The sequence below is a fragment of the Flavobacterium glycines genome, assembly GCF_900100165.1.
Lineage (GTDB): Bacteria > Bacteroidota > Bacteroidia > Flavobacteriales > Flavobacteriaceae > Flavobacterium > Flavobacterium glycines.
Genome location: NZ_FNEO01000001.1, coordinates 1,957,952 through 1,983,543, shown reverse-complemented (window position 1 = coordinate 1,983,543; position 25,592 = coordinate 1,957,952). Strand labels below are relative to the sequence as shown.

The following is a 25,592-nucleotide window of genomic DNA, read 5'->3' as shown; positions in this document are numbered from 1 at the left end:
CTATCAAAAAAAAGATTTTCTCGCGAAAAAATGACCGAGTAGACGATTTTATCTTTAATTTTATAATATTGAATTTAAAAAAATCAGAAATAATTGTCAAAATAACACCTCAAAAACAAAGTTATATTAACAATTTGCTAATACATAGCTCAAATAATGCAATTATTATTATTATTAACACATTTTTCTATTATTCCTGTAAAAGTAACCCCTAATACTCTAAACCGCTGGATTATATTTAATGAAATATCTATTTTTGTAAAAAAAATTATCAAGCATGAAAGTTAAAGAACAAGGCCTTTATTTGCCAGAATTCGAGCATGAAAACTGTGGAGCTGGTTTTATCTGCAACCTTAAAGGTGAGAAAACAAATCAAATTATTCACGACGCACTAGAAATTCTAGTAAAACTAGAACACCGTGGTGGTGTAAGTGCTGACGGAAAAACGGGAGATGGAGCTGGACTTTTGATTGACATTCCTCACGAATACTTCAATAGAGTTTGTGATTTCAAATTACCTGCACCACGCGAATATGCTGTTGGAATGGTATTTTTACCAAAAATCAAAAATCAATACGTTTTTTGCAAAGACATATTTGAAAAAGAAATTAAAGCACAAGGACTTTCTGTTTTAGGATGGAGAGAAGTTCCTGTTGATTCTACACAATTAGGAGAAATTGCTTTAGCCTCTGAACCTACAATTGAACAAATTTTTGTGGGTAAAAACGAAGCTATTGATGAAGCTACATTTAAAGCAAAATTATACGCTGCCCGTAAAATTACTGAACACACTATTGCCGGTTCTAAAATATCGCAAAGTTCTTATTTTTATGTACCAAGTTTATCTACTACTACCTTAATATATAAAGGTATCATTATGCCTGAAGATATCGGGCCATATTATACTGACTTACAACAAACGGATTTAGTAACCCGTTTAGCGTTAGTTCACCAACGTTTCTCTACCAACACTATGCCTACATGGGAGTTATCTCAACCATTTAGATATATGTGTCAAAACGGTGAGATCAACACCTTAAGAGGTAACGTAAGTAGAATGCGTGTTCGTGAAGAAATCATGAAGAGTGATGTATTCGGTCCACAAATCGAAAAATTATTCCCAATCATTCTTCCAGGAAAATCAGATTCTGCTTCTATGGATATGGTTGTTGAATTATTAACACACACAGGTCGTTCATTACCGGAAGTAATGATGATGATGATTCCTGAAGCTTGGGAAAAACACAAAACCATGTCTGAGGAAAGAAAAGCATTCTACGAATACAATGCTTGCATTATGGAACCATGGGATGGTCCTGCTTCTGTACCTTTCTCTGATGGTGATTACGTAGGAGCTTTATTAGACCGCAATGGTTTAAGACCTTCTCGTTATACTGTAACTAAGAGTGGAAAATTAATTATGGCATCAGAAATTGGTGTTGTAACTGTTGACCCTGAAGATGTAGAAAGCCACGGTAGATTAGAGCCAGGAAAAATGTTCCTGGTAGACATGAACGAAGGACGTATTGTTAATGACGAAGAAATCAAAAACAAAATTGTTTCTGAAAGACCTTACCAGGAATGGTTGAAACAATACCGTCTAAACCTAAGAGATGTTCCTACTACAACTAAAGCTTGTCCAATCGAAACTATCGATTTAAAAACAAGAGAACGTTTATTTAACTATACGTTAGAGGATATTCAGGACATGATTACTCCTATGGCTCAGGCTGGTAAAGAAGCTTTGGGATCTATGGGTACTGACACTCCACTTGCTGTATTATCAGACAGACCTCAATTAATCCCTAACTATTTCAAACAATTATTTGCTCAGGTAACTAACCCTCCTTTGGATGGTATCCGTGAGGAAATTGTAACTGATATTAGCTTAGCTTTAGGACAGGACAGAAACATTTTTGACATTTCAAGCAAGCAATGTCGAAAATTAAGAATTCAAAATCCTGTTATTTCTAACGACGACTTAGAAAAAATCAGAAATATAGATATCGATCATTTCAAAGCGGAAACTATTGAAATCTTATACAAAAAAGATAAAGGTTTAAATGGTTTAGAAAATGCTTTAGAGGATATCATTACTCAAATCAGTAAAGCTGTTGACAGAGGGACTAACATCATTATCTTATCAGACAGAGGTGTTAATAAAGAGTTCGCTCCTATCCCGGCTTTATTAGCTTGTTCTTATGTTCACCACCAAATGAACCGTTTGCGTAAGCGTTCTTACTTCGATATCATTATCGAATCAGCTGAACCACGTGAACCACACCATTTTGCTACATTATTTGGTTACGGTGCAAGTGCTATTAACCCTTATATGGTTAACGAAATCATTCGTGTACAAGTACAGGAAGGATTCATTACAGGAATTAGCGAACAAAAAGCTGTTGACAACTTCAATAAAGCGATTGGTTCAGGTTTATTAAAAATCATGAACAAAATTGGCATCTCTACATTACACTCATACAGAGGTTCTCAAATTTTCGAAATCGTTGGTTTCAACTCTAAATTTGTTGAAAAATACTTCCCTTACACTGCTTCAAGAATTGAGGGTATTGGATTGTATGAAATTGAAAAAGAAATCAACGAAAGATATCAATATGCTTACCCTGATGTATTAGTTCCAAACCGTTTAGGATTAAACATTGGAGGTGAATACAGATGGAGACGTAACGGGGAAAGACATATGTTTAACCCAACTACTATTGCTAAATTACAACAAGCTGTACGTTTAAGTGATCAGGCTAGTTATGATGTTTATGCAAAAACTGTAAACGATCAGGCAAAAAACTTAATGACTATCCGTGGTTTATTTGAATTTGACAATTTAGACCCTATCCCATTAGACGAAGTAGAACCATGGACTGAAATCGTGAAACGTTTCAAAACCGGAGCGATGTCTTACGGATCTATCTCAAGAGAAGCACACGAGAATCTGGCTATTGCTATGAACCGTATTGGAGGAAAATCTAATTCAGGTGAAGGTGGTGAAGACAGAACCCGTTTCCAACCGGATGTAAACGGAGACAGCCGTAACTCGGCTATCAAACAAGTAGCATCAGGACGTTTTGGAGTTACTTCTCACTACTTATCTAGTGCAAAAGAGATTCAAATTAAAATGGCTCAGGGTGCTAAACCAGGAGAAGGTGGACAATTACCAGGTGAAAAAGTATTACCTTGGATTGCATCGGCTCGTAACTCAACGCCTTTCGTAGGATTGATTTCACCTCCGCCACACCACGATATTTACTCAATTGAGGATTTAGCACAGTTAATCTTCGACTTGAAAAATGCTAACAGAGAAGCTCGTATCAACGTGAAACTGGTTTCTGAAGTTGGTGTTGGAACAATTGCAGCGGGTGTTGCTAAAGCAAAAGCTGACGTGGTATTAATTGCAGGTTATGATGGTGGAACCGGAGCTTCTCCTTTAACATCATTGAAACACGCAGGTCTTCCTTGGGAACTTGGATTAGCCGAAGCACAACAAACTTTAGTTTTAAACAACTTAAGAAGCCGTATCGTAGTAGAATGTGACGGACAGTTAAAAACTGGTCGTGACGTAGCTATCGCTGCTTTATTAGGTGCTGAAGAATTTGGTTTTGCTACTGCTCCATTGGTTGCTTCTGGATGTATCATGATGCGTAAATGTCACTTGAATACTTGCCCTGTAGGTATTGCTACTCAGGATAAAGAATTACGTAAAAACTTCAAAGGAACTCCTGAGCACGTAATCAACTTCTTCTACTATGTTGCAGAAGAATTAAGAGGTATCATGGCTTCTTTAGGTTTCAGAACATTGGAAGAAATGATTGGTCAAACACATAAAATCAATTCTAACAAAGCAATCACGCATTATAAAGCTAAAGGTTTAGATTTATCTTCAATCTTACACCGTCCTGCTGCTTATAAAAACATGGTTGTTCGTAACACTGAGAAACAAGATCATGGTTTAGACAATGTTATGGATTTCCAAATCTTAAGAGATTCTCACCGTGCTTTATACAGAAAAGAGAAAATGACTTTAGATTATCCTATCAAAAACACAGATCGTTCAGTAGGAGCTATTGTTAGTAACGAAATTTCTAAAATTTACGGACACTTAGGTTTACCAGAAGACACTTTAAATATCAACTTCACTGGTTCTGCGGGACAAAGTTTAGGAGCATTTAGTGCACACGGATTAACTTTCACAGTAGAAGGAAATACGAATGACTATTTAGGAAAAGGTCTTTCAGGAGCTAAATTAATTATCAAAAAACCAGCAAAAGCTACTTTTGTTGCTTCAGAAAACATCATCGTGGGTAACGTTTGTTTATTCGGTGCTATCGAGGGAGAAGCTTTCATCAACGGTATTGCAGGAGAGCGTTTCGCAGTTCGTAACTCTGGAGCAGTTGCAGTAGTTGAGGGAGTGGGTGACCACGGTTGTGAGTACATGACTGGAGGAAAAGTAGTAGTTCTGGGTAAAACTGGAAGAAACTTTGCTGCAGGTATGAGTGGTGGTATCGCTTATATCTATGATCCTGAAAACAAATTCAAAAACGGTTTATGTAACACTGAAACAATCGAATTTGAAACAGTTGAAGGAGACGAAGCTAATGAATTGAAACATTTAATAGAAAGACACGTACAATATACTAACAGTACAAAAGGAGCTGAATTATTAAGTGATTGGAACACTAGCTTAGAAAATTTTGTAAAAGTAATGCCTACAGAATACAAAAAAGCATTAGAGCGCTTAAAGTCTGGGGTACAAATGGTAGAAGAATTAACAGCATAATACAATGGGAAAAGTAACAGGTTTTAAAGAATTCGAAAGAAAAGATGAATCATACACTTCAGTACAGGAACGTGTAGGACATTATAAAGAATTTACAGTTCCTTTGAGTGAAGCTGAAATTACAAAACAAGGATCTCGTTGTATGGATTGTGGTATTCCATTTTGCCACAGTGGATGTCCATTAGGGAATTTAATCCCTGATTTCAACCACATGGTACACCAGGGAGAATGGCAAAAAGCCTCCTGGATACTACATTCAACAAATAACTTCCCTGAATTTACAGGACGTTTATGTCCTGCTCCATGTGAAAAAGCATGTGTATTAGGAATTATTAATGATCCAATTTCTATTGAAAACATAGAAAAAAATATTGTGGAGCGCGCTTTCCAAGAAGGTTGGATTAAACCACAACCACCAAAAACCAGAACTGGAAAAACAGTTGCTGTAGTAGGTTCAGGACCTGCAGGATTAGCTGCTGCACAACAATTAAACAGAGCAGGTCACACTGTAACTGTTTTTGAAAGAGACAATGCTATCGGCGGATTATTGCGTTACGGAATTCCTAATTTTAAATTAGAAAAAGAAATTATCGACCGTCGTATTGCTATCCTTGAAGCAGAAGGAATTACTTTCAAAGTAAACACTCACGTAGGAGTTAATTTTGATATTGAAAATCTAAAAGCATTTGATTCTATCGTACTTTGTGGTGGTGCTACTCAAAGAAGAGGTTTACCAACTCCTGGTGCTGATGCTGATGGTGTAGTTCAGGCAATGGATTTCTTAACGCAACAAACTAAAGTTGTTTTTGGAGAAAAAATCGAAAACCAAGTTATGGCTACCGGAAAAGACGTAATCGTAATTGGTGGTGGAGATACAGGTTCTGACTGTGTGGGTACATCAAACCGTCATGGTGCAAAATCCGTAACTAACTTCGAGATTATGCCTAAACCACCAGTTGGAAGAAGCGAATCAACTCCATGGCCTTACTGGCCGTTACAATTAAAAACTTCTTCTTCTCACCAAGAAGGAGTTGAAAGAAACTGGTTAATCAATACCAAAGAATTCATCAAAGATGCTAATGGTAAATTAACAGCTCTTAAAACTGTAAATGTAGAGTGGAAAATGGTTCCGGGTCAGGCTCCTCAATTAATCGAAATTGAAGGTTCTGAAAAAATCTGGCCATGTGACTTAGCTTTATTAGCTTTAGGATTTACAGGACCTGAGAAAACTTTAGCAGAACAATTAGGTCTTGAAACTGATTTCAGAAGCAATTATAAAGCTAACAATTACCAAACAAATGTTCCTAACGTATTTACTGCGGGAGATATGAGAAGAGGACAATCATTAATCGTTTGGGCTATTTCTGAAGGTCGTGAGGCTGCAAGAGAAGTTGATTTGTACTTAATGGGAACTACAAACCTTCCTACTAAAGAAGGTGGTGATTTACCTCCATTGTAGTAATTCAATAAAGATTATTAAAGGCTATCTGAAACAATTTCAGATAGCCTTTTTTTATTTTTACAACCCCTTCATCATTTTGTTTTAAAAATATAAACTACAACGCTGTATGTTTATTTTAAAACAATTTGTTACAATTTGTTAGAAATATTTTTATCTATTGTAGTATCGATAAAGAATAATAAATTTGTGTAAAAATAATAGCAATGCAATCAAAAGACTTACTTCAATTAGCTGAACAATTTGGCAGTCCATTATATGTGTACGATGCCGAAAAAATAAAATCACAATATAATAGATTAACTAAAGCTTTTTCTAAAGTAGAAAAATTGCGCATCAATTATGCGATGAAAGCATTGTCTAACGTTGCTATTCTTCAATTATTGAGAGAATTGGGATCATGCTTAGACGCTGTTTCTATTCAGGAAGTACAATTAGGGCTTCATGCTGGATATTCTCCGGATCAGATATTTTTTACTCCAAATGGTGTTTCTCTTGAAGAAATTGAAGAAGTACACTCACTAGGAGTTCAAATCAATATTGATAATTTATCTATTTTGGAGCAATTTGGTGCAAAACACCCACATGTTCCGGTATGTATTCGTATCAACCCTCACGTTATGGCCGGTGGAAACGAAAACATTTCAGTAGGTCACATTGATAGTAAATTTGGTATTTCAGTTCACCAGTTACCACATTTAGTTCGTATTGTTGAAAACACAAACATGAACATTGCCGGTATTCACATGCACACAGGTTCTGATATTCTAGATATCGAAGTATTCCTGTATGCTGCTGAAATCTTATTTGATGCTGCTAAAAACTTCAAAAACTTAGAATTCTTAGATTTTGGAAGTGGATTTAAAGTACCTTACAAAAAAGACGATATTGAGACTGATATTGAAGAATTAGGTAAAAAACTATCTAAAAGATTCAATGCTTTCTGCGATGAATACGGAAAAGAATTAACATTGATTTTTGAACCTGGTAAATTTTTAGTGAGTGAAGCAGGTTTCTTCTTAGCAAAAGTAAATGTGGTTAAACAAACTACTTCAACTGTTTTTGCCGGAATCGATTCAGGTTTCAACCACTTGATCCGTCCAATGTTTTATGGTTCACAACACCATATTGAAAACATCTCTAACCCTAAAGGAAAAGAACGTTTTTACTCAGTAGTAGGATACATTTGTGAAACAGATACTTTTGCAAGTAACCGTAGAATTCAGGAAATTGCAGAAGGAGATATTCTTTGCTTCAGAAATGCCGGAGCTTATTGCTACTCTATGTCTTCTAACTATAATTCAAGATACAAACCGGCTGAAGTATTATGGATTAATGGTGAAGGTCATTTAATCAGAGCTCATGAAACTTTTGAAGATTTATTAAAAAATCAGATTCCTTTACCTGATACTATAAATATCTAAAATAGAAAATCCCATTTCTTAATTTTGAAATGGGATTTTTTTTATATCGAAATTCTTTTAAAAAAACAGAATAGCATTCAAAAAAAGGAAACAAACATAAAATTCTTACTATTTATTTAATGATTTATGTATTTTTGAATATCCATTTACAAAAATATGAAAAATATTTGCTCCCTTTTTTTTTCGCTTATTTTTTCTTTTGTCACTTACTCACAACAAGAAGCCAGTAATTGGTATTTTGGAGATCAGGCTGGCATAAAGTTTCATCCTGATGGTTCTGTAACCCCCCTTACAGACGGAGCACTTGTAACTACAGAAGGTTGTGCCAGTATATCAAATGACAATGGAGATTTATTGTTCTATACTGACGGAATAACTGTTTGGAACAAAAAACATCAAATAATGCAAAATGGCACTGGATTAATGGGGCATTCATCAAGTTCTCAATCAGCAACGATAGTTCGTAAACCGGGATCAACAAATTTATATTATGTTTTCACATTAGACTACCAAGCAAACGAAAATGGCTTTCGATATTCTATAATAGATATTAGTTTGGACGGTGGACTTGGAGGAGTTACTAATGAAAAAAATGTGCTGATATATACCCCTTCTGATGAAAAAATAGCTATAGTCAAACATAAAAACGAAAATGATTATTGGGTTGTAACACATGGCTGGAATAGCAATACTTTTTACAGTTATTTATTATCTTCATCTGGTTTAAGCTCTACTGCAGTTGCTTCAAATTGTGGAATTATAATTTCTGGCAAGACATCAACAGTATGGGGATATATGAAAGTATCACCAGATGGTTCGAAATTAGCTATGGCGCATGCTCCAATTGGAGCTGAATTATTCGATTTTGATAACACAACAGGGATTGTTTCTAATCCTAATTTAATTTATACCGAAACTGGATCCTATGGGGTTGAGTTTTCTCCAAATAGTACTGTATTATATATATCCAATTTTTTTGCTTTTCCATATATAATAATGCAATACGACCTAAGCCGATACCCTATTACAAGCGTAAAGTTAACTAATCCAGAAGATCGCTTCCAGATTGGCGCACTGCAACTTGGACCAAATAATAAAATTTATATTGCTAAAAGCAGCAATAAATTGGGTGTTATCAACAATCCAAATAATATTGGCACTGCCTGTGATATTCAAATGAATGCAATAGACTTAGCAGGTAGAAATTGTCGATTAGGTTTACCTCCTTTTGTAAGCTCCTTTTTTTATAATCCCGAAATTAAGCTAAACAACTCCTGTGTTAATCAAAATGTTGATTTTACTTTAGCAGATGTAAAAAACATCACAGAAGCAACATGGGATTTCGGAGATGGTAATACTTCCACGAGTATAAATCCAACACATATCTACACAACAGCAGAAACATTCACTGTTTCCGTAACAACAATTACAGACAACGGTACAAAAACTAAAACAAGAGACATTACTATTTCAGATGTCCCCACAGCTACAAAACCACAAGATTTATTGATTTGTGACAGTAATAATGATGGTTTTTATACTTTTGATTTAACCACCCAAAACACAGCTATCCTCAACGGACAAGATCTCAATTTATATAATGTAAATTATTTTACAAACAATATGTTCATTAGCACCCCAAATGCATACACAAATAATGTTCAATATCGAAAACAAACTATTGTTGCTGAAGTTTCCAATAAAGCAAATGGAAGTTGCAAAAACGTTACTAGTTTTGAAATCGCTGTATTTGAAGCTCCAAGACCAAGTACTGTGATTCAAAAAATAAGCAGTTGTGATAATATTAGCATAGGAACTGATACCGATGGTAAAGTAATTTTTGATTTGACTCAAAGAGCTACAACAATCTTAAATGGGCAATCTTCAAATCAATTTACACTTTCTTATTACAAGGATTTAGCTTTAACTCAAATTATTACTACTCCAACAGCTTATGCTAATACTAATACTTCGGAAACGATTTATGTAAAAATGATTAACAAAGATAATCCTGATTGTTTTGCAACAACTTCTTTTTCTATCGAAGTTTTACCTTTACCTGTCATTACAAATATGGTCGATTTAAAACAATGTGACGACGATACTGATGGTTTTAGTGTGTTTAATTTGGAAGAAGCAATTAATAAAATAACTACAAACGCGACTACTGAAACCATTGTTTTTTATAAATCATTGACAGATGCTCAAAACAATAATAACCCAATAACAAATCCAACTACATACAACAACAATATCGTTAGTAATGATGTGACATACGCTAAAGTAACCAATCAAAATGGTTGCTATAGAATTGCACAACTAAATTTAATAGTTACCACCACACAAATTCCTTTAAATTTTTCAAAGGTTTTTACCGAATGTGATGATGCTGTTTTAGGAACAAATACAGATGGAATTACTTCTTTTGATTTTAGTAATGTTACGAATGAAATTCAAAATATATTTCCTGCAGGACAACCATTAATCATTACTTACTATAGAAATAGTGCTGACGCTTTGGCAGAAAAAAACGCAATTATAGACATTTCTAATTATCGAAACATCGGTTATCCAAATACCCAAAAAATTTACATTCGAGTAGACAATCAAGCTAACAACGATTGTATAGGATTAGGTAATCATATTACTTTGAATGTGGAACGAATCCCTATTGTACAAGGCTTAACACAAATTCATTGTGATGATAATAAAGACGGAAAATTTGCTTTTGACACCAGTAATCTACAAACCAAATTATTAAATAGCTTGACGGATGTTACAGTAACTTATTTTGACGAAAACAATGTTAAATTATTAAGTCCATTGCCCAATCCATTTTTAACTGCTTCGCAAACACTGAAAGTTATTGTGACTAATAACACTACAAAAGCCTGCTCATACAATTCAACAATTAAATTTGTCGTAGATGTTTTGCCAGAAGCTTTTCCTGTTCCAACAAATTTAACAACAACTTGCGATGATGAAACTGATCCCGTTTTGCAAGATGGAAAATATGCTTTTGACACTTCTACATTCGAAAAAACTATTTTAGGAACACAAACCGGAATGATTGTTAAATATTTTGACCAAAACAACAATGCATTACCTAGCCCATTACCCACCCCTTTTGTAACCACAACTCAAAATGTAAAAGTCGAAGTAATTAATCCCGTAAATCCAACTTGTACTGCAACGTTAACACTGCCTTTTATTATAAATCCAATTCCTAAAATTGCTTTAATTTCGAATGAAATAATTTGCAGTAATTTGCCAACATTTACAAAGGATTTGAATGCAGGTTTATTAGATAATTCTCTCATAAAAGACTACACTTACGAATGGAGTTACAATGGAACCCCTCTTATCACAGAAAAAAACTACACCTTAACAGTAGATAAAACTGGACTTTACACGGTTAAAGTCAGCAATAATCAAGGCTGTTCAAGAATAAAAACTATAACTGTTACTGCTTCGGATATAGCCGAAATAACGAATATAAACATTAAAGACTTAGCTGAATCTAATAGTATTACTATTAGCACAACTGGCCCGGGAGACTATGTTTATAGTTTGGATGATGAAAACGGAAGCTATCAAAAGGAGAATGTTTTTACTAATGTCAATGCAGGAATCCATACATTGTTTGTCAAGGATTTGAATGGTTGTGGTATAAGACAAAAAGAAGTTGCTGTATTAGGAATTCCTCTTTTTTTCACACCTAACAATGATGGTTATAATGACTATTGGAACATTAAAGGCGTTAACACTTCATTCAATACCAAAACCATTATTTACATCTATGACCGATATGGAAAATTAGTCAAGCAAATCAGTCCTTTAACTCAAGGTTGGGATGGAACTTTCAACGGACAGCAAATGCCCGCATCGGATTATTGGTATTCTATACAACTAGAAGACAGTCGGGTTATTAAAGGGCATTTTTCCTTAAAAAGGTAACTTCTAGAAACTTTTGAAGATTTATTAAAAAATCAGATTCCGTTACCTACCACAGTAACACTATAATAAAAAAATAGGCTGCCTTTAGAGACAGCCTATTTTTTTTGATTACAAACTCAATTGATAAACTTCATCTAACTCTTTATTAGAACTCATATTCACTTCTAAATCGGTTACAAAGCCTGAATTCAGTCCATAAACCCATCCATGTAAGGTTAAATCTTGTCCATTTTTCCAGGCAGCCTGAACAATTGAAGTTTTTGCCAAATCAAAAACCTGTTCTTTAACATTAATTTCAACAAAAGTATTAAAACGCTGTGTTTCATCCTGAATAGAATCTAAGTAATCATTATGCAGACGATAAACATCTTTAATATGCCTAATCCAGTTATCAATAATACCTATAGATTGATTACCCATAGCAGCTTTAACACCTCCACAACCATAATGACCACAAACAATTACATGTTTTACTTTCAAAACATTAACGGCATAATCCAATACACTTAACATATTCATATCCGAATGTACTACCATGTTTGCAATGTTTCTATGAACAAAAACCTCTCCCGGTTTAGCCCCGATAATTTCATTAGCAGGAACGCGGCTATCTGAACATCCTATCCACAACAACGGTGGAGTTTGTCCTTTTGCCAAATCAGCAAAATAATTAGGGTCTTTCTCTAATGCTTTTTCAACCCATTCTTTATTATTTTCCAATATCTGTTTATAAAAATCAACCATATTATATTATTTTAGAATTAATGCATTAATTACTATTATTCAAAAACTTCTTTCGTAATCAATTTCCTTTTAGCAACATCATAATAATGCTCTATAGACACATGATTAGGCACTTCATCTGAATTTTCTAACTGATAAGCTTGTTTAAAACCTTTTAATTTTACCTTAATATTTTCTTCAACAGCTCTAATTGTTGTAAATTCTTTTATTAAATCCAAAATATCATGAGCAATATATACCGTGTCATGAGCCGAAATAACAACTTTAGAATTTTCAGGAATAGCCTTCAATGTGCTCTTAATTGCAGCCTTATTTAAAAAAGAAACTTCCTGTGCCAAATCGATATGAATAATGTCTCCATCAACATATTCTTCTTTTTTGAAAGTATAAGCTCTTTTTAAATTCCCTTTTAAAACAAAAATAATACTGATAATAATTCCAAGCATTACTCCTTTTAACAAATCAGTTGCCACCACAGCAACCATAGTTGCAATAAAAGGGACAAATTGATATTTTCCTTTTTCTAAAAAGTGTTTAATGGTAGAAGGCTTAGCCAATTTATATCCCACTAATATTAAAACCGTAGCTAAAGTAGCCAGAGGAATCTTATTTAATAAGCCCGGAATAATCAACACACTCAATAAAAGTAATACTCCGTGAATAATAGTAGACATTTTAGACTTAGCTCCAGCATTGTTATTAGCAGAAGTACGAACAACAACCGAAGTCATTGGTAAACCACCAATAAGCGAACTAACAATATTTCCAATTCCCTGAGCTTTTAACTCAACATTAGTGTTCGTATATCTCTTTTGCGGATCCAGCCTATCCGATGCCTCTATACACAATAAAGTTTCAATAAAAGCAACAATGGCAATAGTTAAACCAACTGTCCAAACTTTCGGATTAGTCAAACCCCTAAAATCAGGAGTAACAATAATAGCCTTAAACTCCTCAAAAGTAGTAGGTACCGGTAATGATACTAAATGAGTTTTAGCTATCGCTAGTGAACTTCCCGTACTTATAAATATTTCGTTAATGACAACCCCTGCTATTACAGCAATTAAGGCTCCGGGAACCAATTTTATTTTTTTCAAAAAAGGCACTCTCTCCCATGAAATAAGAATTGCCAAAGAAACCAATGTTACAATTATAGCACCAAATTGAAAATGATTTAAAACTTTAAATAGGGCAAAAAAGGTGTTATCTCCATCAACTTGAATAAAAGCCTCATCTCCTTCAAAATCGGCATCGTATCCAAAAGCATGTGGGAGTTGTTTTAGAATAATTATAATTCCAATTCCGGCAAGCATTCCTTCGATTACATTTGTTGGAAAATAATTAGATATACTTCCCGCTTTAACAAAACCCAACAGCAATTGAAAAACGCCTGCTAAAAAAACCGCAGACAAGAAAACATCAAAAGCTTCCAAGTCAGTAATCGCAGTCAAAACAATTGCTGTTAAACCAGCAGCCGGCCCGGAAACACTAATATGAGACTGACTTAAATAACCTACTACTATACCTCCTACAATACCTGCTATAATACCGGAAAACAAAGGGGCTCCCGAAGCCATTGCAATTCCTAAACACAATGGCAAAGCCACTAAAAAAACAACCAAACCAGACGCAAAATCAGATTTTAGGTTAGCGAAAAGATTAATTTTTTTTGACATAATACTACAATAAATTACACATACCCTCTGATATCATTGAAAAATAATATCAAAAAATTTTAAATCGTTGAATTGAATGTATTATGCACAGTTGGGCGGAGGAGAAAATATTTTTCTGGAGATACGGTCGTGTTTAGATAAATTTTCAAAAAGAATTAAACTTCTCTTAACTGCTTTTTTTAATTCAAAAGCAACAGGAGAAGCCAGAAAATAAAACAAACCTTTCACTTCTTTTTTTACGTGCTCTTCTTCGGACATATTAAAAAACATAGATATATCAGTAGACTTTTCTATCAAAGTAACAATTGTTGGTGTTGATAAAAAAGCTATAAAGAGAAATAAAAAAAGACGTGCAATCAATTTCATAATCCAAAAATAAACCTAAAAAAAACACAAATCAGAAAAAAGAAAATATTTTTTTCAAAAAAATTAACATAAATAAAAAAACAGCAAGGTTATTTTGACAATACTATTAAAAATTAACTCATAAACATTCAATTCTGCTACAATCAATTCTGCTTTTCTAACTGACAATCCAATTTTTATAGGACTATTTTATTTCTCTAAAAAGTATTTTTAAGAACGCTTTTTATTATAAATTAAATTGATTGTTTTTATATTTGCATCAAAATCCTCTATTTATGACTATTACCCAACTCAAATACGTCTTAGCTGTAGCCGAATATAAAAATTTCACTTTAGCTGCCGAAAAATGCTTTGTAACTCAACCTACTTTGAGTATGCAAATCCAAAAAATTGAAGAAGAACTTAACATCCAAATCTTTGACCGAACAAAAAAACCTATTCAACTAACGGATATTGGGCAAAAAATTGTTTCTCAGGCTAAAAACATTGTAAACGAAGCCGATAGAATTCAAGATATCGTTGAACAACAAAAAGGCTATATCGGAGGTGAGTTCAGACTAGGTATCATTCCTACTATTATGCCTACTTTATTACCTATGTTTTTAAATAATTTCATCAAAAAACACCCCAAGGTAAAACTTATTATCGAAGAGCTAAATACCGAAGAAATTATTACCAAACTCAACAATGGTCATCTTGATGCAGCAATTGCTGCAACTCCGCTAATGGAAGAAAAAATCAAAGAAATTGTTTTATATTTTGAACCATTTGTGGCATACATTCCTGAAAATCATCATAATTTTCAAAAGAAAGAAATTGAAATCAATGATTTAAATATTGATGAAATTCTATTATTACAAGACGGTCATTGTTTTAGAGACGGAATCATAAATCTTTGTAAAAACAGCTCCCGAACAGACAGCAATAGTTTCCAGATAGAAAGCGGAAGTTTTGAAACATTAATAAAACTTGCCGACGAAGGCTTAGGAACTACCCTGCTACCTTATTTACATACATTAGACTTAAAAGAATCGGACAAACTGAAGTTACGTCATTTTGTTGAACCAAAACCTGCCAGAGAAGTCAGTTTGATTTTTCCAAAAAGTGAATTAAAAATACAAATTATAGAAGCTTTAAGAAATACCATTTCTGGAGTTATAAAAGGAGCTATTGTTTTTCAAAACGTTCAAATTATAAGTCCTTTACAAAAAAAATAGAGTCAGGATTTTTTCCTGACTCTATCTGTTTTTAATTCTTTTCAACTAAAACAAGACAATGTTTCAGCTCTGGCTTTTCCTTTGTATAATGTAAAAGCCAGTTTCTGAGATGTTCCATCTCGTAAGGCAACAAATTTCTAACTGCTTTTTTAAGTTCTTTCACAAATAAATCTGGAGCAAAGCTAACCCTTTCCAGTATCGACTTTGTATAATCATATATCATCCTTGGCATAACAATTCAGGTATTAAAGTTATTTTAATAAAGTAATGTAATTTACAAAATTCTAACTTGATTGTACAAGACTGTAATAGTTAAAAAACGCATAAAATCGACAAAACGTATTTCATCCAAATAGAATAAAATAGTTAGCGTACGCAAAAAAATCCTGAAATAAATCACATACAGAACAAACCGGCTAAACATAAAAAAAGGAATCAAATGATTCCTTTTTCAAATATTTACTATCACTAATGATGGTTTCAACTCCGGTTTCTCTATTATAAAAAACACTAACCACTCTTTTAACTGCTGTAATTCATGAGGTAACAGTGCTTTTATGGCTTTTTCTAATTCCTTACTAAAAAGTACTAAATCAAAACTTACTCTTTCTAATATCGATTTTGTATAATCAAACATAACTTTTGACATAATAGATCAACAATTTGAGGTTAAACATTAATTTAAGGCTAAGTAAAAATACTAATTTTAAAAACAGCTTTTAAAATTATTAACGTTGTCTTTTAATTTTTATTATTTTAAATCAAAAATGCCTGCATTTTTAACAAAAAGTCATTTTAATGCTCTAAACATTTCTCTTTTACCAGGAGGCCCCTCTAACTTTTCAACTCTAAAGCCCACTTCAAGCATACTCCTTTTAACTACTCCCCTTGCAGCATAGGTCACTAAAATACCATTGGATTTCAACGCATTATACATTTTTAAAAAAATTTCTGTACTCCACAATTCAGGTTGTACCCTGTAACCAAAAGCATCAAAATAAATTAAATCAAAACGAGATACATCGTCAATATCCTGAAAAAACTGCTGTCTTTTAGTTAACAAAAAATCATCACTTAACACCACTTCTTCATTCCATTTAGATTCATGCATCTTTTTAAAAACAGGCAATTGATTTTGAGCATTCAATTCTTCAACATAATTCATCGATAAAATTTCTTCTGTGTCAACAGGATATGCCTCTACTCCTACATAATCAATTTTCTGTTTCAATGCCGGCGCTTCTAAAAAACTAATAAATGCATTTAATCCCGTACCAAATCCTATTTCTAAAACAGAAATTGTTTTACCCTCAAATAAAGACAGTCCATTTTTTATAAAAACATGTTTTGCTTCCTGAATTGCTCCATGTTTAGAATGATAACTCTCATTCCACTCTTCTAAATGAATTGTAGTTGAGCCATCTTTAGTTTTTATTATTTCTCTTTTCAATTTTTCTTCGTTTTTTTAACATACCAACAACCAAAATTACTTAAAAAAAATGGCAACCAAAGCTTCAAAAAAAATGATTTATTGCATATTTCATATAAATGTTTATCTTTTTTCGTTTTATTTTAAATAAGTACGAAAATCAGATTTAACAGCAACAAATAGTAAATTTTTAGCAAGTATTTTGTCCTTTTTTATGTATTTTTGCAGGAAACAAAGTTTAATTTCATCATAAACTGAAATTTAACACCAAAGCTTAATTATACATTCAAAAAAACAAAAACACATTATTATGAGTACAACTCAAGCCAACAAAATTGAAATTATAAAAGCACCTAATACAAAAATTAACGAAGTAGATTTTGACAATTTAAATTTTGGTTCTGTTTTTACTGATCATTTATTTGAATGTGATTATAAAGATGGTGAATGGCAAAACCCAACTATAAAGCCTTATGCACCATTTATGATGGATCCTTCATCTAGAGTTTTCCACTACGGACAAGCTATTTTTGAAGGAATGAAAGCTTATAAAGATGATAATAATGACATTTGGTTATTTAGACCAGATGAAAACGTAAAACGTTTTAACAGTTCTGCTGTTAGAATGGCAATGCCTGAAATTCCTGAATCCTTATTCATGGAAGGACTTAATCAATTATTGAAATTAGATGAAGCCTGGATTAAAAAAGGACTGGGAAACAGCCTTTACATCAGACCTTTTATGATTGCAACCGGTTATGGTGTTGTAGCTAATCCATCTAACGAATATAAATTCATGATTATTTTATCTCCTGCTAAAGCTTATTATTCAGGAGAAGTAAAAGTAATTATTGCAGAACATTTTAGCCGTGCTGCTAATGGAGGTATTGGTGCTGCTAAAACTGCTGGAAATTATGCAGGTCAATTCTATCCTACCAGCTTAGCTAACAAAGATGGTTTCCAACAAATCATTTGGACTGATGACGCAACGCATACAAAGCTGGAAGAAGCCGGAACTATGAATGTATTTTTCAGAATCAACGATACCTTAGTAACCGCTCCTACAAGCGAAAGAATTTTAGATGGAGTTACAAGAAAAAGCATCATTGCAATGGCTAAAAAAGAAGGAATTGCTATTGAAGAGAGACCTGTTCTTGTTTCTGAATTAATCGAAGGAATCAAAAACGGTAGTTTAAAAGAAATTTTTGGAGCAGGTACTGCTGCTGTAGTAAGCCCTATAAAAGGATTTGCATACAAAAATGAATATTTCGAATTACCTGAAATTGAGAATTCTGTTGCTTTACAATTGAAAGAAAAACTAACAAACATTCAACATAAATTAGCTGAAGATCCATTTGGTTGGACAGTAAAAATCTAATTTATCTTTTTTAAAAAATAAAAAGGGCGGTTTTCAATTCTTGAAAACCGCCCTTTTTAATAGATGAAATATTTAAAATTCTCCAAAAATTTTAGCAAAATCAGGTTTGAAATAATTAGGCCCTTTCATTACTTTTCCATCTTCGCGATAAATTGGCTTTCCATCTTCACCAAGCTTACTCATATTACTTCTTTGAATTTCATCAAAAACAGCTTCTATCTTATGCTGTAATCCGTGTTCAATTATAGTTCCACATAAAATATACATCATATCCCCTAAAGCATCTGCAATTTCTATTAAATCATTATTTTTAACTGCTTCCAGATATTCTTCGTTCTCTTCTTTCATTAAATGATATCGAAGTATGTTTTTAGTTTCCCCTAAATCGGCAATAGGAGTTTCACTATGTCCTATCCCGAATGCCGTATGAAATTCTTTAACAGAATTAATTTGCTTTTGCATAATTATTATTGATTAAATGAAATGCAAATTAGCAACTAATCCTAAACATTTACCTATTTTTGCAATAAATTTTTTCAAATTATGTTTAGTCAGGGTCAGTTAATTTTTGCGGTTTGTTTTCTTATAGCTTTTATTGTTGTTATGATTTTCTCGTACAGAAAAGATATTGCCACTCACAAGATTTTTTACAAGGGAAACTACAAAATCCTAATTGGTTTCTTGTTATTTATAGGATTACTGTTTGTAATCAAAATGATACTGAAACATTAAAAAAGGAAGCTTACTATCCAAAAACGTTTCTCAACAACCACACAAACAAACAATTAGACATTTTTAAACTCTTTTTTTTCAATTTTAAAAACTAAAGAAAACACCATTTTTTTTAAGTTTTCACAATAGTTTACTACTATTTAAACAATACAACCCCTTTTTTTATAATTTTTACGCTCATAGGCTTGCATATTGATAAAATTTCTAACTTTACATCAGAAAACAATCAATTTACTATGAGAATTATAAAATATATCTTTCTTCTATTATTGCTTAGCCTAGTTGCATTATCCATATTTATAGCTACCCAAAAAGGGGATTTCCTTGTAGAAAGAAGTAAGATTATTAATTCTCCAAAAACATCGGTATACAACTATGTAAATGATTATAGAAACTGGAGTGACTTTGGTTCCTGGATAACTCAAGATGCTGAAATAAAATTAAATTACTCACAAAACACAGTCGGCAAAGGAGCTTCTTTTTCATGGGAAGGGAAAGACGGTAACGGAGAAACACATACCATTTCCGTAAAAGAAAACGACAGCATTAATCAAACAACGGATTTTGAAGGTACTTCTTCAAAAATGACCTGGCGCTTTAAAGATACTATTGGCGGAACAAAAGTAACCTGGATTACCAAAGGAAAAATGAGCTTTTTCTTCAAAATTTACACAGCATTAAACGGTGGTGTGGATAAAGTAATTGGTACTATTTACGAAAAAAGCTTAGTTAACTTAGACAAAGCTTTGGATTACGAAATCAATACCTTTACTACAAAAGAAAACGGAATTATTCAAAAACCAATAATGAATTATATTGGTCAAACTTTCACCAGCGAAATAGCTAAAGTGAATAAAAACTTCAAAATTGTCATACCGAAGTTGACTACTTTTTGCAAAAAAAACAACATTACTGTAAACGGAAAACCTTTCATTATTTACCATACTTATGATGTACCAAAAGGTCTTACCAGAATAACTATCGGACTTGGTATTCGGGATGCCATCTTTTTAAGCTCAGGCAGTGATATGGTTGCCGGAAAACTAGATGCTTTTGAAGGAGCAAAAACAACTCTGATAGGAGATTATTCACACCTCAAAACAGCATACAACAAAACTATCAATTACTTAAACCAAAATAAAATAGCTCCAAATCCTATTTTTTCTTTCTTAGAAATTTACTCAACGGGTAAAAATGATGTAAAAAACCCTTCTAAATGGACTACCGAAGTTTACATCCCTATTGTTCCAAAGGTAATTCCACAAGAAAAAACAATCAATACAGCTATAGAAAACAATACAACCCCTGAAGCACCTAAAATTGAAGAGACATCTGAATTTTAAAAAATCTTTTTTTTTAAATTAAACCTTTCAATCAGTTTTAAATCTAATCTCCAAAAAACTTTGCTGGAAGAAAAGGAATTCATAGAACAATTATTAAATCCGAAAACGCAAAACGATGCTTTTCAGAGACTGTTACGTTCCTATCAAAAACCCTTATACAATCATATTCGAAACATTGTTTTAAATCATGATGATACCGATGATGTATTGCAAAACACCTTTATTAAAGTTTTTCAAAATCTAAAAAATTTTAAAGGTGAAAGTAAATTATTTTCATGGATGTATCGAATTGCAACTAATGAGGCCTTGACCTTTTTAAACCAGAAAGCAAAAAAAAGCGGAATTTCTTCAGAAACATTACAAAACAACACAATAAACAATCTTCAATCGGATGTTTATTTTGATGGAAACGATATTCAAATTGCGCTACACAAAGCCATTGCAACACTTCCTGAGAAACAACAACTGGTATTTAAAATGAAATACTTTGAAGAATTAAAATATGAGGAAATTTCAGAAATCCTGGGAACCTCCGTTGGTGCTTTAAAAGCTTCTTATCACCATGCCGTAAAAAAAATAGAAGCGCTCTTAACAACAAATTAAACCTTTTGCATTTCATTTAGTCTAATTGATATCATGAAAGAATTTAAATTAAATAACATCCCTAAAATTGAATCCGGATTTAAAACTCCGGACGAACTTTACTTTGAAAATTTCTCAGTTAATTTACTAAATCAATTACCTAAAAAGGAACCAAAAACAATATCATTATTCCAAAAAAAGAAATCAATTATAATGATGGTGGCTGCAGTTTTTGTTCTTGCTTTAGCAATTCCTTCTTTAATAAAGAATGCAAGTAAAAGAAATGAATTAGACACAATCACTCTGGAAAACTATTTAAGTTATCAGTCAAACATTAATCAGTATGATTTAATAAATGCTCTGGACGAAGAAGATATTAAAAACATAGATCAAGACATTGAATTAAAAGACCAAACAATAGAAGACATTTTAATCAGTAACAACAATATAGAACACTATATCATAGAATAATACCTCAAAAAAGAAAAGATGATGAATTTTAGAACAATTTTCCCCTTATTATTACTATTCACTTGTAGTTTTTATGCTCAAGACAACATAAAAGACAAAAAAGAACAGGTAAAAGCCATGAAAGTAGCTTTTTTAACTACCGAATTGGATCTTAGCACTCAGGAAGCCGAAAAATTCTGGCCACTTTACAACGCTTATGATGATAAGCAATTTGAAATCAGACATGAAAAAATGAGAACTTTCAAAGGCAGAATGAGTGATGATGCATTAAACAGAATAAGTGAAAAAGATGCAGCTATTTTACTTAACCAAATGGATGCCGCTGATGAAGAATTATTTTTATTACGAAAAAAATTTACAAAAAATCTAAGAACGATTTTACCAGCGGTTAAAATTCTAAAATTAAAAAAATCCGAAGACGATTTTTATCGAAAACTGCTCCAACAGTATGGAGACAGAGGAAAAAGAAGATAAAAAGAACTATTACGCTTAAACTTTACAAACCGTTCCAATTAGTTTTGGAACGGTTTTTTTATTTTAAACAGTATCATTCCGAATAACGATACACAAAACAATACCAAAAGGACTTCAATTAATTGGCACAGTAATTGAATATACCCAAGTAAGAATGTAAATATCAATCACCATGAAAAATACAATTATAATTTTAGGTATAGTAGCTTCTTTTTTCATCACTACTGTTAGAGCTCAAAACAGAACGACTGTAAATGCAATGAGCAACGAAATTAGTGATAATCTTGATTTAAGAGCTGTAGCTTCTATTTTTGGAGATTCAAGAAATTTAGAAGATTTTGAAAGACGTTTGAATGATCCTGAAATTCAAATTTCGAATTTAGATTTAAACAATGATAACGAAGTCGATTATTTACGAGTAATTGAAACGGTAGAATACAACACACACGTTGTAATTATACAATCTGTTTTGGATCGTGATGTGTATCAGGATGTAGCAACTATAGATATTGAGAGAAATAACAACAGAGTTCAGGTACAATTTATAGGTAACGAATATTTATATGGTCCTAACTATATTTATGAACCTGTATATTATGCTACTCCACAAATATATGCCTCATTTTGGGTTTCAAACTACCGCCCTTATATTTCTAATTGGTACTGGAATTTCTATCCATCGTATTACTATGCCTGGAATCCATATCCGGTTTACAGATACAGAAGCAACATCAACTTATGTTTGAATTTCAGTAATCGCTATAATTATGTAAGTTACAGAAGAAGTAATTTAGCTATTTCCCTTTACAATGCCAGACGCTCTAACGCCTATGAAAGACGTTATCCTAATTATGCATTCACAAGAAGATACAGCAATTATTCAAATCGTTACGACTTAGATCAAAGAAGATCCGGTTACAACAGAAATTATTCTTCTAACGGATATGGAATAGGCAGACAATACAATAACAATTCAACAGCCAGAAGAGAAACTCAAAGAGATTATTCTTCGAATAGAAATTCTACCTCAAGAGTATATTCTACACCAAGAACAAACGCCGGAGAATCAAACAAAAATTCATCTGCAAATAACCGACAATACACTCCTTCCAGAGGTTTTTCTCAAAACAATAATGATTATTCCAGAGACAATTCATCTCAAAGAGCAACTAGCAGAGACTATAATCAAAATAGAGAACAAAATTCCAGAACAGGTGTAAACCGACAAAATCAAAGCGAAAGAACATATGCTCCAAAACAAGAAAACAGTACACCAAGATTAGAAAATAACAAAGAAAACTCTTCGAACAGAGGAACATTCTCAAGACCAGGAACATCTTCTCCACAAAGATCAGAATCAAACAGAAGCAGAAGCTCTAATCAGGGTGAAAACAATAATTCTTCCAGAGGCAACAACAGAAGAATATAACAAAATAAAAAACTATTATTAAAAACACGACCCATTGGTCGTGTTTTTGCGTTTTTTAAAGATTATACTTTTCATTTGTATAAAAATGAGTAAATTTGGGGCCTTTACAAAAATATAAATGAGCGCATCACATAAAAATTTGCACAGCAAATTAACCCTAGGAGGTTTATTAGTTACTTTAGGAATTATATATGGTGATATCGGAACATCTCCTCTGTATGTAATGAAGGCAATTTTAGGAGACCATACCATTAATGCCGATGTAGTTTTGGGGGGTATTTCAGCTGTATTTTGGACTTTAACATTACAAACAACCATAAAATACGTTGTTATAACCTTAAATGCCGATAACCACGGTGAAGGTGGAATTTTTGCTCTTTATGCTTTAGTAAAAAAAACAAAAATCAAATGGCTCATTGTTCCCGCTATTATTGGTGGTAGTGCTTTATTAGCCGACGGAATTATCACTCCTCCCGTATCGGTATCCTCAGCTGTAGAAGGAATTCGAACGTATTATCCTGATATCAATACGGTTCCTATTGTTATTGGAATTTTATTTATTCTTTTTACAATCCAGCAATTTGGAACAAAACTCGTTGGTAAATTCTTCGCTCCAATGATGTTTATATGGTTCAGTATGCTTGGAATATTGGGTATTATACAAATAGTTGAACACCCTGAAGTTTTTAAAGCATTTAATCCTTACTATGCATACCATTTATTAACGATTCACCCTGATGGATTTTTTGTTTTAGGTTTTGTCTTTTTATGTACTACAGGAGCCGAAGCATTATATTCGGATATGGGACACTGTGGAAGAAAAAACATTCGAATCAGCTGGATTTTTGTCAAAGCTACCTTAGTGCTTAACTATTTCGGACAAGGTGCTTATTTAATTCATAATGAAGGACAGACTTTAGAAAGTTTGGGAGGGAAAAACGGGAATCCATTCTATTTAATTATGGAAGACTGGTTTCAGCCTTTTGGAATTGTTATTGCCACTACAGCTGCTGTAATCGCTTCACAAGCCTTAATTAGTGGTTCGTTTACATTAATAAACGAAGCCATGAGATTGAATTTCTGGCCAAAAGTAAAAATCAATTACCCAACTGAATTACAAGGACAATTATACATCCCTTCTATCAACTGGCTTTTATTCCTTGGTTGTGTGGGCATCGTTCTGCATTTTGAAGAATCCAGCAATATGGAACATGCATACGGATTAGCCATTATTCTTTGTATGATTATGACTACTGTTTTACTCAATTTTTATTTGATAATGAAAAGGGTAAAACTCTATTTCATGGTTCCGCTGATTACCATTTACCTATTAATAGAATTGAGTTTCCTTGCAGCCAATATCACAAAATTTGCCGATGGTGGTTACGTAACTTTAATTATTGCAATACTATTAATTTGTGTAATGTCTATATGGTTTTCTGCCAAAAAAATTACCAAAAGCTATACTAAAATTGTAAAAGTTCAGGATTATGTAAAAGTGCTTAGCGAACTAAGTGTTGACTTGAGCATCCCTAAATATGCTACGCACCTGGTATATATGACCAATGCTGGAAGAGTTGATGAAATAGAAGAAAAAGTAATGTATTCTATTTTACAAAAAAGACCTAAAAGAGCTGATATTTATTGGTTTGTTCACGTAAACATCTTAACTGAGCCTTACAAAACAGAATACAGAGTAACTGAAATCCTTAAAGACGATTTATATCGGGTAGATTTTAATCTGGGTTTTAGAGAGCCTACAAAAATCAACTTAATGTTTAAAGAAGTTATCAAAGACATGGTAAAAAACGGAGAAGTTGACGTTAGAAGCCGTTATGAATCTTTAAATAAAAACAACATTATTGGTGATTTTAAATTCGTTCTCTCTGAAAAATACCTATCCAATGACAACGAATTAAAATGGCATGAAAACATCATTATGAATTCTTATTTCTTAATCAAAAAACTAAGTTTATCCGAAGAAAGTGCATTTGGTTTAGACAGTAGTTCTGTAAAAATTGAAAAATTCCCAATGGTACTTCACACTCCAGAAAACATGGATTTAACCCGTTTAGCTGCAAGAGAAATACACATCGAAAAACCATAAAATTCAATAAGG

The 25,592-nt window shown here is 32.7% G+C and carries 20 protein-coding genes; 13 read left to right on the top strand and 7 right to left on the bottom strand.

Translation table 11 applies throughout. The annotated features are described in order from the left end of the window. Nucleotides 1-277: 277 nt before the first annotated feature. The 4 genes from gltB to BLR17_RS08040 all read left to right on the top strand — a co-directional run bounded on the left by gltB (nt 278) and on the right by BLR17_RS08040 (nt 11,632). Nucleotides 278-4,792, top strand: coding sequence for a glutamate synthase large subunit (gene gltB / locus BLR17_RS08055; RefSeq protein WP_066324156.1), 4,515 nt, complete (start codon nt 278-280; stop codon nt 4,790-4,792). A 4-nt stretch (nt 4,793-4,796) separates the two neighbouring features. Further along, nucleotides 4,797-6,251, top strand: a complete 1,455-nt coding sequence (locus tag BLR17_RS08050) for a glutamate synthase subunit beta (protein WP_066324153.1) — start codon at nt 4,797-4,799, stop codon at nt 6,249-6,251. A gap of 206 nt (nt 6,252-6,457) precedes the next feature. Next, nucleotides 6,458-7,675 (top strand): diaminopimelate decarboxylase, encoded by a 1,218-nt coding sequence (lysA, locus tag BLR17_RS08045; RefSeq protein ID WP_066324151.1) that lies wholly within the window; start codon nt 6,458-6,460, stop codon nt 7,673-7,675. Between the two features lie 156 nt (nt 7,676-7,831). Then, nucleotides 7,832-11,632 (top strand): T9SS type B sorting domain-containing protein, encoded by a 3,801-nt coding sequence (locus tag BLR17_RS08040; RefSeq protein WP_066324148.1) that lies wholly within the window; start codon nt 7,832-7,834, stop codon nt 11,630-11,632. A gap of 108 nt (nt 11,633-11,740) precedes the next feature. Here the strand turns inward: BLR17_RS08040 and can are convergent, their stop codons facing one another. From can to BLR17_RS08025, 3 genes are all read right to left on the bottom strand, one after another. Next, nucleotides 11,741-12,376, bottom strand: coding sequence for a carbonate dehydratase (can, locus tag BLR17_RS08035; RefSeq protein ID WP_066324145.1), 636 nt, complete (start codon nt 12,374-12,376; stop codon nt 11,741-11,743). Between the two features lie 35 nt (nt 12,377-12,411). Then, entirely contained in the window at nt 12,412-14,052 is a 1,641-nt protein-coding gene (locus BLR17_RS08030) for a SulP family inorganic anion transporter (RefSeq protein ID WP_066324143.1), read from the bottom strand. 81 nt (nt 14,053-14,133) lie between these two features. Further along, the gene (locus BLR17_RS08025) at nt 14,134-14,418 is read right to left on the bottom strand and encodes a hypothetical protein (RefSeq protein ID WP_066324141.1); all 285 of its coding nucleotides are present in this window, start codon (nt 14,416-14,418) and stop codon (nt 14,134-14,136) included. Nucleotides 14,419-14,693: 275 nt separating this feature from the next. Here BLR17_RS08025 and BLR17_RS08020 point away from each other — a divergent pair, with 275 nt between their 5' ends. Further along, entirely contained in the window at nt 14,694-15,635 is a 942-nt protein-coding gene (locus tag BLR17_RS08020) for a LysR substrate-binding domain-containing protein (RefSeq protein ID WP_066324136.1), read from the top strand. Nucleotides 15,636-15,666: 31 nt separating this feature from the next. Here BLR17_RS08020 and BLR17_RS16575 read toward each other — a convergent pair whose 3' ends face one another. The 3 genes from BLR17_RS16575 to mnmD all read right to left on the bottom strand — a co-directional run bounded on the left by BLR17_RS16575 (nt 15,667) and on the right by mnmD (nt 17,085). After that, entirely contained in the window at nt 15,667-15,867 is a 201-nt protein-coding gene (locus BLR17_RS16575) for a hypothetical protein (RefSeq protein ID WP_066324133.1), read from the bottom strand. 219 nt (nt 15,868-16,086) lie between these two features. Then, nucleotides 16,087-16,284: a hypothetical protein gene (locus BLR17_RS08010; protein ID WP_066324130.1), complete on the bottom strand. Its 198-nt coding sequence runs from the start codon at nt 16,282-16,284 to the stop codon at nt 16,087-16,089. A gap of 141 nt (nt 16,285-16,425) precedes the next feature. Further along, entirely contained in the window at nt 16,426-17,085 is a 660-nt protein-coding gene (mnmD, locus tag BLR17_RS08005) for a tRNA (5-methylaminomethyl-2-thiouridine)(34)-methyltransferase MnmC2 (RefSeq protein ID WP_066324127.1), read from the bottom strand. 289 nt (nt 17,086-17,374) lie between these two features. Here mnmD and BLR17_RS08000 point away from each other — a divergent pair, with 289 nt between their 5' ends. Next, nucleotides 17,375-18,442 carry a branched-chain amino acid aminotransferase gene (locus tag BLR17_RS08000; RefSeq protein ID WP_066324126.1) on the top strand — a complete coding sequence of 356 codons (1,068 nt, stop codon included), beginning with the start codon at nt 17,375-17,377 and terminating at the stop codon, nt 18,440-18,442. Between the two features lie 72 nt (nt 18,443-18,514). Here BLR17_RS08000 and BLR17_RS07995 read toward each other — a convergent pair whose 3' ends face one another. Continuing rightward, a complete protein-coding gene (locus BLR17_RS07995) occupies nt 18,515-18,904 on the bottom strand; it encodes a pyrophosphohydrolase domain-containing protein (RefSeq protein WP_066324124.1) in 390 nt (129 codons plus the stop codon). Between the two features lie 81 nt (nt 18,905-18,985). On the opposite strand from BLR17_RS07995, the gene BLR17_RS16570 reads away from it, so the two are divergent. The 7 genes from BLR17_RS16570 (at nt 18,986) to BLR17_RS07960 (ending at nt 25,580) form a co-directional block, all read left to right on the top strand. Next, a complete protein-coding gene (locus BLR17_RS16570) occupies nt 18,986-19,174 on the top strand; it encodes a hypothetical protein (protein WP_066324121.1) in 189 nt (62 codons plus the stop codon). A gap of 236 nt (nt 19,175-19,410) precedes the next feature. Continuing rightward, complete coding sequence (locus BLR17_RS07985; RefSeq protein WP_066324422.1) at nt 19,411-20,517, top strand: SRPBCC family protein; 1,107 nt, start codon at nt 19,411-19,413, stop codon at nt 20,515-20,517. Nucleotides 20,518-20,577: 60 nt separating this feature from the next. Continuing rightward, entirely contained in the window at nt 20,578-21,120 is a 543-nt protein-coding gene (locus BLR17_RS07980) for an RNA polymerase sigma factor (protein ID WP_066324118.1), read from the top strand. A 33-nt stretch (nt 21,121-21,153) separates the two neighbouring features. Next, complete coding sequence (locus BLR17_RS07975; RefSeq protein ID WP_066324117.1) at nt 21,154-21,570, top strand: hypothetical protein; 417 nt, start codon at nt 21,154-21,156, stop codon at nt 21,568-21,570. Between the two features lie 18 nt (nt 21,571-21,588). Then, the gene (locus BLR17_RS07970; protein WP_307725421.1) at nt 21,589-22,044 is read left to right on the top strand and encodes a sensor of ECF-type sigma factor; all 456 of its coding nucleotides are present in this window, start codon (nt 21,589-21,591) and stop codon (nt 22,042-22,044) included. 172 nt (nt 22,045-22,216) lie between these two features. Then, nucleotides 22,217-23,473 (top strand): hypothetical protein, encoded by a 1,257-nt coding sequence (locus BLR17_RS07965; RefSeq protein WP_066324113.1) that lies wholly within the window; start codon nt 22,217-22,219, stop codon nt 23,471-23,473. A gap of 118 nt (nt 23,474-23,591) precedes the next feature. Further along, the gene (locus BLR17_RS07960) at nt 23,592-25,580 is read left to right on the top strand and encodes a KUP/HAK/KT family potassium transporter (RefSeq protein WP_066324111.1); all 1,989 of its coding nucleotides are present in this window, start codon (nt 23,592-23,594) and stop codon (nt 25,578-25,580) included. The last annotated feature ends 12 nt before the right edge of the window (nt 25,581-25,592 follow it).

Excerpts from the sequence above, each read along its gene's own strand:
- BLR17_RS08040 (WP_066324148.1), top strand. The coding sequence starts at position 7,832 with ATGAAAAATATTTGCTCCCTTTTTTTTTCGCTTATTTTTTCTTTTGTC.
- BLR17_RS07995 (WP_066324124.1), bottom strand. The coding sequence starts at position 18,904 with ATGCAAAAGCAAATTAATTCTGTTAAAGAATTTCATACGGCATTCGGG.
- BLR17_RS16570 (WP_066324121.1), top strand. The coding sequence starts at position 18,986 with ATGTTTAGTCAGGGTCAGTTAATTTTTGCGGTTTGTTTTCTTATAGCT.
- lysA (WP_066324151.1), top strand. The coding sequence starts at position 6,458 with ATGCAATCAAAAGACTTACTTCAATTAGCTGAACAATTTGGCAGTCCA.
- gltB (WP_066324156.1), top strand. The coding sequence starts at position 278 with ATGAAAGTTAAAGAACAAGGCCTTTATTTGCCAGAATTCGAGCATGAA.
- BLR17_RS08025 (WP_066324141.1), bottom strand. The coding sequence starts at position 14,418 with ATGAAATTGATTGCACGTCTTTTTTTATTTCTCTTTATAGCTTTTTTA.
- BLR17_RS07965 (WP_066324113.1), top strand. The coding sequence starts at position 22,217 with ATGAAAAATACAATTATAATTTTAGGTATAGTAGCTTCTTTTTTCATC.
- BLR17_RS07960 (WP_066324111.1), top strand. The coding sequence starts at position 23,592 with ATGAGCGCATCACATAAAAATTTGCACAGCAAATTAACCCTAGGAGGT.
- BLR17_RS16575 (WP_066324133.1), bottom strand. The coding sequence starts at position 15,867 with ATGCCAAGGATGATATATGATTATACAAAGTCGATACTGGAAAGGGTT.
- BLR17_RS08010 (WP_066324130.1), bottom strand. The coding sequence starts at position 16,284 with ATGTCAAAAGTTATGTTTGATTATACAAAATCGATATTAGAAAGAGTA.
- BLR17_RS08030 (WP_066324143.1), bottom strand. The coding sequence starts at position 14,052 with ATGTCAAAAAAAATTAATCTTTTCGCTAACCTAAAATCTGATTTTGCG.
- BLR17_RS08050 (WP_066324153.1), top strand. The coding sequence starts at position 4,797 with ATGGGAAAAGTAACAGGTTTTAAAGAATTCGAAAGAAAAGATGAATCA.
- BLR17_RS07970 (WP_307725421.1), top strand. The coding sequence starts at position 21,589 with ATGATGAATTTTAGAACAATTTTCCCCTTATTATTACTATTCACTTGT.
- BLR17_RS08000 (WP_066324126.1), top strand. The coding sequence starts at position 17,375 with ATGAGTACAACTCAAGCCAACAAAATTGAAATTATAAAAGCACCTAAT.
- BLR17_RS08020 (WP_066324136.1), top strand. The coding sequence starts at position 14,694 with ATGACTATTACCCAACTCAAATACGTCTTAGCTGTAGCCGAATATAAA.
- BLR17_RS07985 (WP_066324422.1), top strand. The coding sequence starts at position 19,411 with ATGAGAATTATAAAATATATCTTTCTTCTATTATTGCTTAGCCTAGTT.
- BLR17_RS07975 (WP_066324117.1), top strand. The coding sequence starts at position 21,154 with ATGAAAGAATTTAAATTAAATAACATCCCTAAAATTGAATCCGGATTT.
- can (WP_066324145.1), bottom strand. The coding sequence starts at position 12,376 with ATGGTTGATTTTTATAAACAGATATTGGAAAATAATAAAGAATGGGTT.